Raw genomic sequence first — 12830 nt, forward strand, 5'->3', positions numbered from 1 at the left:
GCTGACGAGGCGGATGCGATGGAGCAGGACGGGAAGCTGACGCCGGGACAGTTCGAGGGGCTGGTCTTCTCCGGCGGCGGCACGCGCTGCTTCTGGCAGGGCGGCTTCCTCGAAGCGGTGCACGAACCGCTGGGCCTGCGCCCGGCCCGGATCGCGGCGGTCAGCGGCGGCGCTCTGTCCGCATGCGCCTGGATCGGCGGGCGCGCCAAGGCGCTTCTGGATATCATGGGCGACGCATTCGCCGATCAGGACAGCAATCTCGGCGAAGCGCCGGGGCAGGACAGCCACCGGCCGACGCCGCACCAGTCGCTCTACCGCGACGTCGTCGAGGAAACGCTGAATGCGGATGCGGTCCGACGGGTGGCCGAGGGTCCCAAGCTGGAGATCACGCTGGCCAGGCCGCCCCGCCACCTGCCCTTGCGGGCCGGCGCGATGCTGGCGCTGGTCCTCTACGAAATCGACCGGAAGGCGCGCTCCTCGCCGCACACCGCCCTGCCGGTGATGATCGGCAGCAAGGCCCTGCGGGTCGACGCCCGGGCGGCGGCGCGGGACGGAACGCTTCACGATCTGATCTGCGCGGCGGCGGTCATCCCACCGGTCTTCGCGCTGCCCTACTGGCAGGGCGAGCGCGTGATGGATGCCGGCACCTGCGACAACGCCCCCATGCCCGACCCCGAAAAGGGCGGGACGCTGATCCTCCTGACGCGGCGCTACAGGAACACGCCCGACCGGCCGGACCGCCTCTATGTCGCGCCTTCGGACGAGACGCCCGCCGACAAGATCGACTTCACGGACAAGGAGAAGATCGAGAAGACGTGGCGCCTCGGCAATCGGGACGGAAGTGCGTTCCTGCGACGCCACGGGCTCGGCGGCGAAGGCGAGGACGGGCAGCAGGCGCCGGATCGGATGGCGGAACAGCGCCAGGATTGTTAGAGGCAGGCGCGAAACAGCACGGATGGCGGCGTGACGATCTTCGATCTCTTCATCCTGGCGATCACGGCGCTGTCGGTCCTGTTCGGCTGGCTGAGAGGCTCGATGCGCGAGGCGGCGACGCTGCTGGCGCTTGCCGGGGGCATCGCCGCGATCGCGCTTCTCGGCCCTCCCCTCAGCGGGACGCTGGGCGATGGCGTGGCGGGGCCTGTCATCGTTCTGACGACGCTCTTCGTCCTCGCCTTCCTCGTCGTGACGACGGGCCTCGAATTCGCCTTGCGCAGAGTGATCGGCCCCCGTCCGCCGCGCCTCGACCGGATCGCGGGCGGCGCCTTCGGCCTCTTGCGCGGCTGGCTCCTGTGCGGGCTCACCTTCCTCGCGCTGACCTGGTATCACGACGTGAACAACCTGCCGCCGCCGGTCGAGGAAGCGGCCCTCAAGGGCTTCGTCGCCGGTGCCGCCCAGACCCTCGAGCGGATCGGCATCGAAGGGGACGGCACGATCGATGAATCAGGCGAAGCTCTGGACGAGCTCTAGCTGACCGAACAATAAGGAGACGCCGCCCTCTCCCGTTCCTACCTCGCGGGTGGCAGACCGGAGGCCTTCACGATGCGCACCGCCCCCAGCAGAGCCGCGCGACATGCCGCGCGATTTCTCGCCCGCGAGCGCGAAGCCGAGCGGATGCGCGCCGTCTTTCCGCGCGCCCTGAACGAGGAATGCGGCGTCTTCGGCATTATCGGCGGGGCGGACGATGCGGCCACCAAGGTCGCGCTCGGCCTTCACGCCCTGCAGCATCGCGGCCAGGAAGCGTGCGGCATCACCACCTATGACGGCGAGCGGTTCTTCTCGGACAAGAAGCTCGGCCTCGTCTCCGGCGCCTTCACCGAGGCCGCCACGCTCGATGCCCTCAAGGGCAATGCCGGAATCGGCCATACGCGCTATTCGACGGCAGGGGGCTCGGATCTTCGCAATGTCCAGCCGCTCTACGCCGATCTCGACCGGGGCGGCCTCGCCGTCGCGCATAACGGCAATCTGACCAATGCGCGGACGCTGCGGGCGGATCTGATCCGCAAGGGCTCGATCTTCCACACGACCTCGGATTCCGAGCTCTTCGTGCAGCTCGCCGCGCTGTCGCGCGGCCTGTCCATGGTGGACAAGGTCACCGACAGCCTGTCCGCTGTCGAAGGCGCCTATGCGCTCTGCGTCCTGACACAGGACGCGCTCCTCGGCGTGCGCGACCCGCAGGGCATCCGCCCTCTCGTCCTCGGCAAGCTCGGCAATGCGGCGGTCCTCGCTTCGGAAAGCTGCGCCTTCGACCTCATCGGCGCGGAGTTCGTGCGCGACGTGCGCCCCGGCGAGATGGTGATCTGCCGTCCGGACGGATCGGTCGAGAGCCGGCAGATCTTCGCCGACCGCAAGGCCCGTCCCTGCATCTTCGAGCTGATCTATTTCGCCCGCCCCAACAGCTTCGTCGACGGCGAGAGCGTCTACGAGCTGAGAAAGCGCCTCGGCCGCCAGCTTGCCGAAGAGGCGCCCGCCTCGGCCGATCTCGTTTCGCCCATTCCCGATTCCGGGGTTCCTGCCGCCATCGGCTTCGCGCAGCGCTCGGGCCTCGCCTATGAGATGGCGCTGATCCGCTCTCACTATTCGGGCCGCACCTTCATCGAGCCCAGCCAGCAGATCCGCGAGGCCGGCGTCGCCCGCAAGCATTCGGCCAATATCGGCGTGGTGCGCGGCAAGAGGGTTGTCCTGATCGACGACAGCCTGGTGCGCGGCACGACCAGCCGCAAGATCACCACCATGCTGCGCGAGGCGGGCGCGCGGGAGGTCCATTTCCGCATTGCCTGCCCGCCCATCGTCTATCCCGACTTCTACGGCATCGACACGCCGAGCCAGGACGAGCTGATGGCATCGTCCCACTCGGTCGACGAGATGTGCGGCATGATCGGCGCGGACAGCCTTGGCTTCCTGTCGCTCGACGGCCTCTACACCGCGCTCGGCAAGGGGCCCCGCCGCTCCGAGGAACCGGCCTTCACCGATCACTGCTTCACGGGCGATTATCCGACCGCCCTCGCCGATCAGGAGCGCAAGGATACGCGCGCCAAGATCGAGCAGCTCAGCCTGCTGCGCGAGTCGAGCTGACGGCTCGGCGCCGGGGCGGCGGATATTCGCAGGCAAACAAAAAGGGCGCCCGAGGGCGCCCTTTTCCATGGGAAGAAGCGCCGCGCCCATCGGCGCGGCAGCATTCCGCCTTAGAGCGTCTTCAGGTTCGACGCGGAGGTCTTGTTCCGGCGCGGGTCGGTGTAGAGGTCGTATTCGACTTTCTGACCGTCATTGAGGCCTTGCAGGCCCGCCTGCTGAACCGCGGTGATGTGGACGAACACGTCCTGACCGCCTTCGTCGGGCTGGATGAAGCCGTAGCCTTTTTCGCCGTTAAACCATTTCACTGTGCCAGTGGCCATTGGGGTAGTCCTGTCTTGATGGAGGGGGTGGGGCCGAAGTCTGGCGGTCTTCTGAAGGAACGCATGGTCTAGGGCCGTTCATGCCGGGTCGCCGAGTAACTGAAAGATGCGGACCCCGCGCGGCCATCAGGACGACACCTGAGCCGAGAAGTCAAATCAATTCCGTCACCGGGCGCTGAGAAACGCTCTTGACTACGGATGTAGTCCATGTTCTGACTACACACGTAGTCGAAAAGGAGCGGCCATGCGCATCACGGCAGCAGAGCTGAAGGTCATGGAAGTCCTGTGGGACCATGCCCCCCAGGGGTCGGCGGAGGTCGCCGCCGCCCTGCGCGCGGAAGGCTGGAGCGACCGCACGGTCAAGACGCTCCTCTCCCGCCTGACCGAGAAAGGCGCGCTCGCCACTTCGCAGGAAGGGCGCCGCTATCTCTATTCGCCGCAGATCGCGCGGGAGGCGCATAGGCGAGACGCCGTCGGCAGCCTCGCCGGGCGCCTCTTCGGCGGCCGCGCGGCACCGATGGTCGCCCACCTCGCAGACAGCCAGGGGCTGACGGACGAGGATCTCGATGAACTCGAAGCGCTGGTGAGGAGCCTCCGCAATGACACCTGACAGCCTCTTGTCTTGGCTTCTTGAAGCCAGCGTCGCCGCCAGCCTCCTGGTCCTGCTCGTTCTGGTCCTGCGCCGGCCGGTCCGGCGCGCCTTCGGCGCGAGGGCGGCCATGCTGCTCTGGCTCGCGCCGGCGCTGCGCCTGGTCTGCCCGCCGCTGGGAACCGGCCTCCTGCCCTCCTTCGCGCGGCCGGACGGGGTGCCCGGGGGCGAAGCGGCGCCCGCGCTCCCCTTCCAAGCGGCAGCGCCCCTCGCCGACACCGCGCCGGCCCTGACGGCGCAGGCATCACAGGCCCCGCCCCCTCTGGCGGAGACGGCCATGATGTCCGCCCCGGGCGAGGCCGAGCCCTTCTTCGCCTCGCTCGACCTCGCGCTCCTGGCGCTCGGCCTCTGGCTCGGCGGCGCGGCGCTCAGCTTCGGGCTCGCGCTTCTGCGCACCGAGGGCTGGCGGCGGACGCTGCTGCGCGAAGCCCGTCCGGCCAGCCGCGCGGTCGAGGATCTGACGGCCCGCTGCGCGAAGGAGCTGGGGCTCGACTCGCCCCATGTCGTCCTGACCGGCGCGGCGGCGTCGCCCCAGGTCACGGGCGTGGTTCGCCCGCTGATCGCCCTGCCCGACGACTTCGAGCGCCGCTTCTCGCCCAATGAGCAGCGCCTCGCCCTGCTCCATGAGTTGACCCATCTGCGGCGCCGCGACCTCGTCCAGGGCTGGGCGGCCGAGGCGGCTTGCGCCCTGCACTGGTTCAACCCGCTCATGCGCGCTGCGCTTCCGCGGATGCGCGCCGATCAGGAAGCGGCCTGCGATGAAGCCGTCCGGGCCTGCGGCGTCGGCGTCCGCGACTATGCCGGCACGCTGCTGCGCGCCGCCAGAGGACCGGCGGTGCCCGCTCTCACCCTCAACCACGCTCTCCATGAAAGGATCGAAACCATGCGAGCTCCCCTGCCCAGAACCGCCACGCGCCTCTTCGGCACCAGCGCGCTCTTCGCTCTGGCGATCGGCGTCGCCGCCGCCGCGCAGACGACCGAGCGCCCGCAGGACGAGGACCCCGCTCCTGTCACCGACCGGCAGGAGGTCCGCGACGAACGCGAAGCGGCCCGCGAGGTCGCGCGGGTCAAGATGAAGGAAGCCAAGCGCTCCACCTATGCCAGCTCGGATGGCACCCACACGATCCGTGTCGGTGCGGACTCTCCCCGGATCGTCGGCAGCTCGGACACCCAGATGGTCCTCCTGTCCGATCCCTTCGCCGAACTGACCCGGCAGCAGCCGGAAGCCCCGCATGGCCCGAAAGCGCGAAGCACGCCGCCCGCCCCGCCGGCGCCGCCCGCCCCGGAGGTCCGCACACGCGAAGACGAGGAAGGCACCTGGATCCTCGTGCCGGACGGCGTGGACCCCGAATTCGCTGCCGAGATGGAGGCGTTCGAGCAAGAGATGGAGGCCTGGGAGGAGAGCCATTCCGCCGAGATGGAGGAATGGGAGGCCGAGATGGAAGCCTTCGGCGAGGAGATGGGCGCGTGGGGCGAGCGCATGGGCGCTGCCGGCGAAGCCATCGGCGAACTCGCCGATGCCTGCGACGACCATCGCGACGGCAGCGACGAGCCGGCAATCGTCACCGCCCGCGTCGAGGACAGCGGCGAGACGGTCAAGGCGGTCTGCGTCGCCGGCGGCCAGTCCCGCTTCGCTTCCGAAGAGGTCACCCGCTTCATCGAGGAGAACGATACGCTCTCGAAGGAAGAGAAAGCCGCCTTCTTCGAAAACCGCCGCGGCTCTGGCTACGCCTTCCGCACCGAGGACTGAGACTTGCGAGGCGGCGTTGCGCCGCCTCGCAAACTTCGGGTGGAGCGCCTAGCTAGGGGGAGCATGCCCCCTCCCTCTGTCACTGCCCACGACCCGCACGAAGCGAGAGAGGCCAGCCTGCGAGAGCAGCTGGCCTCTCTTCGCTATCTTCTTCCCTATATGTGGCGCTCGGCCCGGCCCGGCTTCAAGCTGCGCATCGTCCTGTCGGTCCTGGTCATCCTGATCGGCCAGATCGCGACCGTCGCCGCGCCCTTCCTCCTCGCCGACGCGATCAACAGGCTTGAGGACCCCGCGGCCGCGGCGGCCGCGGCCGTGTTCGGCATGGTGATCGGCTACGGGGTCCTCCGGCTCCTCTCCTCCGCCATCCCGCAGATTCGGGAATTCCTCTTCTCCCCCGTCGGCCAGACCGCGCAGAGGGAGGTCGCGACCGAGGTGTTCCGCCACCTGCATTCGCTGTCGCTGCGCTTTCATCTCGAGCGGCGCACGGGCGGGCTCAGCCGCATCATCGAGCGCGGCATCCGCGCGATCGACTTCCTGTTCCGCTTCCTCCTCTTCAATATCGGGCCGACGCTCCTCCTCCTGGTGATCGTCTGCGTCACCTTCGCGGTGCGCTACGACATCTGGCTGTCGCTGATCGCGCTGGTCACGGTGATCCTCTATTTCTGGTTCACCGCCGCCTCGACCGAATGGCGCCTGCAGTTCCGGCGCGAGATGAACCAGAAGGACCAGCTCGCCAATACGCGCTCCATCGACGCGCTCCTGAACTACGAGACGGTCAAATATTTCGGCAATGAAGCGTGGGAGGCAGGCCGCTACGACGCGGCGCTGCGGGATTACCAGACCGCCGCCGTGCGCTCGCAGAACTCGCTTGCCGTGGTGAATATCGGCCAGGCGCTGATCATCAATGTCGGTCTCGTCTCGGCGCTCGCGCTGACGGTGAACGGCGTCCTCAGCGGTCGCCTCGGGATCGGCGAGATCACGGCCGTCAGCCTCGTCATGATGCAGCTCTACCAGCCGCTCAACATTCTCGGTTTCGCCTATCGCGAGATCAAGCAGGGCCTCGTCGACATGGAGCGCATGTTCGACATGCTCCGGCTGCGCCCCGAAATCGCCGACGCGCCGGATGCTCCGGCTCTGGCGGTGCGGGGGGCCGAGGTGCGCTTCGAGGATGTCCGCTTCCGCTACGACCCGGACCGGCCGATCCTCAAGGGCATCAGCTTCACCGCGCGTCCCGGCGAAAAGCTCGCCATCGTCGGCCCCTCGGGCGCGGGCAAGTCCACCATCGCGCGCATCCTCTACCGCTTCTACGACCTCGAACGGGGCCGCGTGCTGATCGACGGGCAGGACATCGCCCATGTGAAGCAGGACAGCCTGCGTGCCGCCATCGGCATGGTCCCGCAGGACACCGTGCTCTTCAACGACACGATCGGCTACAATATTCGCTATGCCCGACCAGATGCGAGCCAGGAAGAGGTCGAGCGGGCGGCCCGTCTCGCGCAGGTCCACGCCTTCGTGGCGTCGCTGCCCAGAGGCTACGATACGGTGGTCGGCGAGCGGGGCCTGAAGCTTTCGGGCGGCGAGAAGCAGCGCGTGGCCATCGCGCGGACCATCCTGAAGAACCCGCCGCTCCTGATCCTCGACGAGGCGACCTCGGCCCTGGACAGCGCCACGGAGCAGGAGATCCTCACCGCCCTGCGCGAGGTGGCCGAGGGCCGGACGACGCTGGTCATCGCCCATCGCCTCAGCACCATCGTGGATGCGGACCGCATCATCGTTCTGAAGGAAGGCGAGGTCGCCGAAGAAGGTGGCCACGAGGCCCTGCTGGCCCGCGGCGGCCTCTACGCCGACCTCTGGCGGCAGCAGAGCGAGGCGACGCCCGCCGCTGCCGCCGCGGAGTGACCGGTCAGGCCGATTTCCGCCTGTAGCGCAGGCCGCCGAGCGCCGCAGCGCCGCTCACGAACAGGACCAAGGCGCCCGGCACGGGCACGAGGGCGGGGTCGGTCGCAGCCATTCCGAACGTCGCGCCCGAAAGGTCGACCTCCAGGATCGGCGCCAATGCCGCGCCGGCGATATCGGTGATGATCAGCGCAAGCATGGGATCGTCGGTGTCGAACAGGCCCGTCACATCAGGCAGCGTGCCGATGTCGAAGCTGAACACCGGCACGCGGCCCAGATCGCCGTCCATCGATTCGGTGCCGGAAACGGACACGGTCCCGGTGATCACGCTCTGCGTCGTGTCGATGATGAAGTCCTGCAGCGAGATCGTGACGCTGCCGGCAGACAGCGCGACGCCGCTGCCGTCATGCAGGATCTCTCCCGCATAGCTCGCCGGATCGAGATCGCCCCCGGTGATCGGGAATGTGAAGACCGGCGTGCCGTCCTCGGCCTCGACGCTCGCCGTCCCGAGCGGCGCTCCCGTCAGCCCGAGGGCCTCGAGGTCGGCCGTGACCTCGACCGTGGTTATCCCGCCGGTCACGGTGACGGCATGGGCCGCAGGCGCAGCCAGAAAAACCGCCGTGGCGGCGGCAATGGACATGTATTTGCGCATCGTATCTCTCCCTTAGCGCATCGCCCTCCCGCGGAAGGAGGGTAGTGCAGATGACGAAGGAAGGAACTGAGCCGGATCGTCGCGTGTTCGAGTCGCTGTTTTCGAGGGGTATTTGTGTGCAGTCGCCGCCTTATGAACACGAAAACGGGACAAGTTTTGTCCGCTTGTAGACTGGACGAATCACGGGACGGCACCTTACATGCACGTCACCTAGACGCAACGAGAGGGGTTTGCAGATATGGGTAAAGTTATCACAGCGATCATCGTCATCGCTATCCTGGTCATCGGTTACATCATCTTCTTCGACACCGACGTCGAGACCGAAGGTGAATTCGAGACGCCCGAAGTCGAAGTCGAGACGCGGGGCGAATTCGATGTTCCGGACACCGACGTCGATGTCGACGCGCCCGAAATCGATGTCGAAGAAGAAGTCGTCACCGTTCCGACGCTGGAAGTCGATCCGGCCGAAGAAGGCGAAGCCGATGCGGACGCCGAGGATGACGATCCGCTGCAGTAAGCTTCAGCGCATCGCGTGAACGGAAACGGCGCCTCTTCGGAGGCGCCGTTTTCATGTCAGCGCCTGTGCGACCCGCTCCCGCAGCACGGGCAGCAGGTCCTCGCCGAACCAGGGGTTCTTTCTGAGCCAGGCATTGTTGCGCCAGCTCGGATGCGGAAGAGGCAGGATGAGCGGACCGCCGGCCTCCGCCTCTCTCACCCGGTCGCGCCAGGCCGCCACGGTCTCGGTCAGCGTCCGGCCCCGCCTCTCGCCGAGATGCCATTTCTGGGAATAGGCGCCGACGAGCAGGACGAGCTGAAGCTCGCCGCCGATCCAGCCCATCACCTCGTCGCGCCAGATCGGCGCGCAGACCTTGGGCGGCGGCAGGTCGCCTCCCTTCCCCGTCGGCGACTTGCCGTCATAGCCGGGGAAGCAGAACGCCATGGGCGCGATCGCGATCCTGCCGCTGTCGTAGAATGCCGCCTCGTCGATCCCCATCCAATCGCGCAGGCGCACGCCGGACGGATCGAGAAAAGGCTTGCCGCCCTGATGGGCGAGATTGCCCGGCGCCTGGCTGAAAAGCCCGATGGTCGGACGCTCGGGCAGCTGGAAGACCGGCCGCGCCTTGGGGATCAGCGCTTCGCGCTCGCAATGGCGGCAGGCCGAAAGGCGCGCCTTGAACGCCTCAAAGCGCTCGCGGCCGGGAGCGGAAGAGGCAGGCGCGCTTACGCCGCGCCTCCCGCTTCGGGCAGGTCGACGCCCAGAATGCTCATGTTGAAGTTGTAGTCCTCCTCGTCGTCCTCGTCGCGGAAGAGGACGCCGATGAATTCCTCGCCGATATAGACCTCGGCGCTGTCATCCTTGTTCGGGCGCGCGCGGACATCGATCGACGGGTTGGCGAAGAGCCCTTGCAGATAGCTCTGGATGCGGTGGACTTCGGACGGTGTCATAGACGGCCCCTCCCTGGGGCGGACAGCAGGCCGGCTTTGTGGCGGCCTGCTGAAGAGGCTAGTGTTCGGGCTCTTCCAGCCCAACTCGGGAACCAGCGGTATGCGCATTCTGACCCCATTTGCCAAGGCGGCGGCCCTTGGCGCCCTCTCCCTCGCCGCCGCCTGCGGCGCCGGCGAAGAGCGCGGGGATGCCGCGGCGGGCATGGCGGCGCAGGGCGGCGAGGGCCTTGTCATCAGCAACGGCTATGTCCGTCCGGCGGCGCCGGGCGCCATGGCGACGGCAGGCTACGCGACCCTGACCTCGGAAGCCGGCGATGCGCTGGTGTCGGTCCGGGCGCCCGGCTTCCGCGCGGTGGAACTTCATACCGTGATCGAGGAGGACGGCGTCTCGCGCATGCGGCCGCTCGATCGCCTCGCTCTGCCCGCGGGCGAAGCGGTGAGCCTCGCGCCGGGCGGCGCCCACCTGATGATGATGGGCCCCGAAGCGCCGCTCGAGGAAGGCGGCGCGGTCGAAGTCACCTTCACCTTCGAGAGCGGCGAAACGGAAACCGTGTCCCTGCCCGTCGAGCGGCGCTAGCCGAGCACCCGGCCGGCCACCGCATCGAGCTTCGCGACCAGCTCGGGGTCGCGATGCTCGGGCGGCGTGATGATCGCGCTGTCGAGCACGGTCTCGATTCCGGCCGGGCTTGGCGTGCGCTCGGGGCCCATCTTCGGCACGAGGGCGTGCAGCAGCGCCCGCGCCTTCTCGCCATTGCCCTGCATCACCGCGATGACCGAGGCGACGTCGACCGCGCCCGAAGGCTCGTGCCAGCAATCGTAATCCGTGATCATGGCGACACAGGCATAGGGCAGCTCCGCCTCGCGGGCGAGCTTGGCTTCGGGCATGCCCGTCATGCCGATCACGTCCATCCCCCAGGAGCGGTAGAGGGTCGATTCCGCCAGCGAGGAGAATTGCGGGCCTTCCATGGCCAGATAGGTGCCGCGCTCGAAGACGGTGATGCCCGCCTCCCGCGCGGCGTCCAGCGCCTTGGCGGAGAGGCCGGGGCAGACCGGCTGCGCCATCGAGACATGCGCGACGAGCCCCGTGCCGAAGAAGGAGGAGGCCCGCCCCCGCGTCCGGTCCACATACTGGTCGACGATCACGAAGCTGCCCGGCGCCATCTCCTCGCGGAAGGAGCCGCAGGAGCTGATCGAGAGCACGTCTGTCGCGCCGAGGCGCTTCAGCGCGTCGATATTGGCGCGGTAGTTGATCTCGGAGGGCGGGATGCGGTGCCCGCGCCCGTGCCGGGGCAGGAACAGCATGCGGACGCCCGAGAGCTCACCCTCGACGATCTCGTCGGACGGTGCGCCCCAGGGCGTCTCGACCGTGTGCCGTCCGGTGATGTCCAGCCCTTCGAGGGCGTAGAGCCCCGAGCCGCCGATGATCGCGAGCGTCGTCTTCGTCATGCCTTGCCCTTCTTCCGATGCGGCGGCCCTGTTCGCCGGGCCGCCCTCTAGGGTCAAGCGCGGGCGCTGCGCAGGCGGGCGCGTGGCCGGACGCCTTTCGGCAGCGCGAGGCGCACCGAGCCGAGGACGATCGCGCCGACGATGATCGCGGCGCCCACACCCTCGTTCGGCGCCAGCGCCTCACCGGCCAGGACGCCGATCACGCCGGCGAAGACGGGTTCGGTCGCATAGAGAAGCGCCGCCTGCGCCGCCCGCACCCGCTTCTGCGCCCAGGCCATGGCGAGCTGCGCCGCCGCCGTGCCGAGGCCGAGAAGGCCCGCCGCGACGAGCAGCGAGCCGTTCGCGCCGGGAAGCGCCTCGCCCGATCCAGCGGCGGCGAGGATCGCGAAGAGGCCGGTCGCGCCGGCCACCACCAAAGCGAGGCGGTACGGGTCTGCATGGCGGACGACGCGCGACAGGACGACAACCTCGCTCGCGATGGCGAGCGCGCTCAGAAGCGAGAGGCCGTCGGCCGGACCGAAGACGAGATCGCCGCCGAAGGCGCCCGACAAGACGCCGACACCCAGGACGGCGAGCCCGGCAGCCATCATCGCCTTCGCACCCGGCGCTTCCCGCAGGAGCGGCAGGGCGAGGATCGGCACGAGCGGGACGTAAAGAGAGGCGACGAAGGCCACCCGCGCCGAAGGCGCCTCCTGCAGCGCGATCGACTGGGCCGCGTAGCCGGTGAAGGCGATGGCGGCGAGAAGAAGCCCCGCCAGGAGCTCTTCCCGCCTGATAAAGAGCAATGCGGCCGGACGCAGAGCGGCGAGAGCGAGGCTCGCCACCACAAAGCGCAGCGCGACCACGCCGAAGGGGCCCGCGCTTTCCCCGGCCAGCTTGGTCAGGAGGAAGGTCGACCCCCAGAACAGCGCGACCCCGGCCAGCAGGATATGCGGCATGAGCGTGGAAATGGACGTGCGGCGCATGGCATGCGCTCCTTTCGCCTGAGAATGTGTGGATGGACGATCGCAGCGCACGGCAGGGGCTGCGGTCGCCCGGGGCCTCTGCTAACGCGGTCTGGACTGCATGTGCTGGCGAAGTTTTCGCGGCCTGCCGAAGGATCTGCGGAGGACTATGCCCATGGCCGAAGCCATTGCGCTCGACCGGATCGACCGGGCCATTCTGCGGCGGCTGCAGGCCGATGGCCGCATCACCAATCAGAAGCTCGCAGAGGCGGTGGCGCTGTCGCCGAGCGCCTGCCTCGCCCGGACCCGCAGGCTCGAAGCGGCGGGCGTCATCATCGGATATCACGCCAAGCTGCGGGCCGCGCGCATCGGCGCCAGCCTCACCGTCTTCGCCGAGGTGACGCTGTCCACCCATGAGCTGTCAGAGGTGCGCCGGGTGGAGCGGCATCTGGCGGAGCTGCCGGAGGCCTGCGAGATCGCGCAGGTCAGCGGCCCCTATGATTACCTCGCTCGTTTCGTCGTGCCCTCTATGGAGGGCTGGACGCAGCTCGCCGACACGCTGACCGACGGAGAGCTCTGCATCAGCAAGATCACCACAGTCGTGCAGATGAAGTCGCTCAAGCCCTTCACGGCGATCCCGGTCTGACCGACAAGG

General features: G+C 68.4%; 15 protein-coding genes. 9 read left to right on the forward strand and 6 right to left on the reverse strand.

Annotated elements, in window-relative coordinates:
- The first annotated feature begins 18 nt into the window (after positions 1 to 18).
- From IE88_RS0101285 to purF, 3 genes are all read left to right on the forward strand, one after another.
- Positions 19 to 933 (forward strand): patatin-like phospholipase family protein, encoded by a 915-nt coding sequence (locus IE88_RS0101285; RefSeq protein WP_051881345.1) that lies wholly within the window; start codon positions 19 to 21, stop codon positions 931 to 933.
- A gap of 30 nt (positions 934 to 963) precedes the next feature.
- Positions 964 to 1467 (forward strand): CvpA family protein, encoded by a 504-nt coding sequence (locus IE88_RS0101290; RefSeq protein ID WP_031549298.1) that lies wholly within the window; start codon positions 964 to 966, stop codon positions 1465 to 1467.
- 72 nt (positions 1468 to 1539) lie between these two features.
- Complete coding sequence (purF, locus tag IE88_RS0101295) at positions 1540 to 3072, forward strand: amidophosphoribosyltransferase (RefSeq protein ID WP_031549300.1); 1533 nt, start codon at positions 1540 to 1542, stop codon at positions 3070 to 3072.
- Positions 3073 to 3182: 110 nt separating this feature from the next.
- Here purF and IE88_RS0101300 read toward each other — a convergent pair whose 3' ends face one another.
- A complete protein-coding gene (locus tag IE88_RS0101300; protein ID WP_031549302.1) occupies positions 3183 to 3392 on the reverse strand; it encodes a cold-shock protein in 210 nt (69 codons plus the stop codon).
- A gap of 244 nt (positions 3393 to 3636) precedes the next feature.
- On the opposite strand from IE88_RS0101300, the gene IE88_RS0101305 reads away from it, so the two are divergent.
- From IE88_RS0101305 to IE88_RS0101315, 3 genes are all read left to right on the forward strand, one after another.
- A complete protein-coding gene (locus IE88_RS0101305; protein WP_031549303.1) occupies positions 3637 to 4002 on the forward strand; it encodes a BlaI/MecI/CopY family transcriptional regulator in 366 nt (121 codons plus the stop codon).
- Entirely contained in the window at positions 3992 to 5791 is a 1800-nt protein-coding gene (locus IE88_RS0101310; RefSeq protein WP_081871330.1) for a M56 family metallopeptidase, read from the forward strand. Before IE88_RS0101305 ends, IE88_RS0101310 begins: the two co-directional genes overlap by 11 nt.
- Before the next feature lie 63 nt (positions 5792 to 5854).
- Positions 5855 to 7690 carry an ABCB family ABC transporter ATP-binding protein/permease gene (locus IE88_RS0101315; protein WP_051881346.1) on the forward strand — a complete coding sequence of 612 codons (1836 nt, stop codon included), beginning with the start codon at positions 5855 to 5857 and terminating at the stop codon, positions 7688 to 7690.
- Between the two features lie 4 nt (positions 7691 to 7694).
- Here the strand turns inward: IE88_RS0101315 and IE88_RS16985 are convergent, their stop codons facing one another.
- Positions 7695 to 8339 (reverse strand): hypothetical protein, encoded by a 645-nt coding sequence (locus IE88_RS16985; protein WP_051881347.1) that lies wholly within the window; start codon positions 8337 to 8339, stop codon positions 7695 to 7697.
- Positions 8340 to 8577: 238 nt separating this feature from the next.
- On the opposite strand from IE88_RS16985, the gene IE88_RS16155 reads away from it, so the two are divergent.
- Positions 8578 to 8856, forward strand: coding sequence for a hypothetical protein (locus tag IE88_RS16155; RefSeq protein ID WP_036766290.1), 279 nt, complete (start codon positions 8578 to 8580; stop codon positions 8854 to 8856).
- Positions 8857 to 8907: 51 nt separating this feature from the next.
- Here the strand turns inward: IE88_RS16155 and IE88_RS0101330 are convergent, their stop codons facing one another.
- Both IE88_RS0101330 and IE88_RS0101335 read right to left on the reverse strand, forming a co-directional pair.
- Positions 8908 to 9663 carry a uracil-DNA glycosylase family protein gene (locus IE88_RS0101330; RefSeq protein ID WP_081871331.1) on the reverse strand — a complete coding sequence of 252 codons (756 nt, stop codon included), beginning with the start codon at positions 9661 to 9663 and terminating at the stop codon, positions 8908 to 8910.
- Positions 9561 to 9785: a DUF3126 family protein gene (locus IE88_RS0101335; RefSeq protein ID WP_031549313.1), complete on the reverse strand. Its 225-nt coding sequence runs from the start codon at positions 9783 to 9785 to the stop codon at positions 9561 to 9563. Before IE88_RS0101335 ends, IE88_RS0101330 begins: the two co-directional genes overlap by 103 nt.
- A 100-nt stretch (positions 9786 to 9885) precedes the next feature.
- On the opposite strand from IE88_RS0101335, the gene IE88_RS16160 reads away from it, so the two are divergent.
- Positions 9886 to 10362 (forward strand): copper chaperone PCu(A)C, encoded by a 477-nt coding sequence (locus IE88_RS16160; RefSeq protein ID WP_162178278.1) that lies wholly within the window; start codon positions 9886 to 9888, stop codon positions 10360 to 10362.
- Here the strand turns inward: IE88_RS16160 and IE88_RS0101345 are convergent.
- Both IE88_RS0101345 and IE88_RS0101350 read right to left on the reverse strand, forming a co-directional pair.
- Entirely contained in the window at positions 10359 to 11231 is an 873-nt protein-coding gene (locus IE88_RS0101345; RefSeq protein WP_031549317.1) for an S-methyl-5'-thioadenosine phosphorylase, read from the reverse strand. The genes IE88_RS16160 and IE88_RS0101345 overlap by 4 nt on opposite strands.
- 53 nt (positions 11232 to 11284) lie before the next feature.
- On the reverse strand, positions 11285 to 12196 hold the full coding sequence (locus IE88_RS0101350; RefSeq protein WP_051881349.1) for a DMT family transporter: 912 nt from the start codon (positions 12194 to 12196) through the stop codon (positions 11285 to 11287).
- A gap of 154 nt (positions 12197 to 12350) precedes the next feature.
- Between IE88_RS0101350 and IE88_RS0101355 the strand changes: the two genes are divergently transcribed.
- Positions 12351 to 12821, forward strand: a complete 471-nt coding sequence (locus IE88_RS0101355; RefSeq protein ID WP_031549321.1) for an Lrp/AsnC family transcriptional regulator — start codon at positions 12351 to 12353, stop codon at positions 12819 to 12821.
- Positions 12822 to 12830 lie beyond the last annotated feature (9 nt).

Origin of the sequence: Parvularcula oceani (assembly GCF_000733125.1) — a bacterium.
GTDB lineage: Bacteria > Pseudomonadota > Alphaproteobacteria > Caulobacterales > Parvularculaceae > Parvularcula > Parvularcula oceani.

Coding starts and splice junctions, on each gene's coding strand:
- IE88_RS0101285 (WP_051881345.1), top strand. CDS start 19: ATGGAGCAGGACGGGAAGCTGACGCCGGGACAGTTCGAGGGGCTGGTC.
- purF (WP_031549300.1), top strand. CDS start 1,540: ATGCGCACCGCCCCCAGCAGAGCCGCGCGACATGCCGCGCGATTTCTC.
- IE88_RS0101300 (WP_031549302.1), bottom strand. CDS start 3,392: ATGGCCACTGGCACAGTGAAATGGTTTAACGGCGAAAAAGGCTACGGC.
- IE88_RS0101305 (WP_031549303.1), top strand. CDS start 3,637: ATGCGCATCACGGCAGCAGAGCTGAAGGTCATGGAAGTCCTGTGGGAC.
- IE88_RS0101310 (WP_081871330.1), top strand. CDS start 3,992: ATGACACCTGACAGCCTCTTGTCTTGGCTTCTTGAAGCCAGCGTCGCC.
- IE88_RS0101315 (WP_051881346.1), top strand. CDS start 5,855: ATGCCCCCTCCCTCTGTCACTGCCCACGACCCGCACGAAGCGAGAGAG.
- IE88_RS16985 (WP_051881347.1), bottom strand. CDS start 8,339: ATGCGCAAATACATGTCCATTGCCGCCGCCACGGCGGTTTTTCTGGCT.
- IE88_RS16155 (WP_036766290.1), top strand. CDS start 8,578: ATGGGTAAAGTTATCACAGCGATCATCGTCATCGCTATCCTGGTCATC.
- IE88_RS0101335 (WP_031549313.1), bottom strand. CDS start 9,785: ATGACACCGTCCGAAGTCCACCGCATCCAGAGCTATCTGCAAGGGCTC.
- IE88_RS16160 (WP_162178278.1), top strand. CDS start 9,886: ATGCGCATTCTGACCCCATTTGCCAAGGCGGCGGCCCTTGGCGCCCTC.
- IE88_RS0101345 (WP_031549317.1), bottom strand. CDS start 11,231: ATGACGAAGACGACGCTCGCGATCATCGGCGGCTCGGGGCTCTACGCC.
- IE88_RS0101350 (WP_051881349.1), bottom strand. CDS start 12,196: ATGCGCCGCACGTCCATTTCCACGCTCATGCCGCATATCCTGCTGGCC.
- IE88_RS0101355 (WP_031549321.1), top strand. CDS start 12,351: ATGGCCGAAGCCATTGCGCTCGACCGGATCGACCGGGCCATTCTGCGG.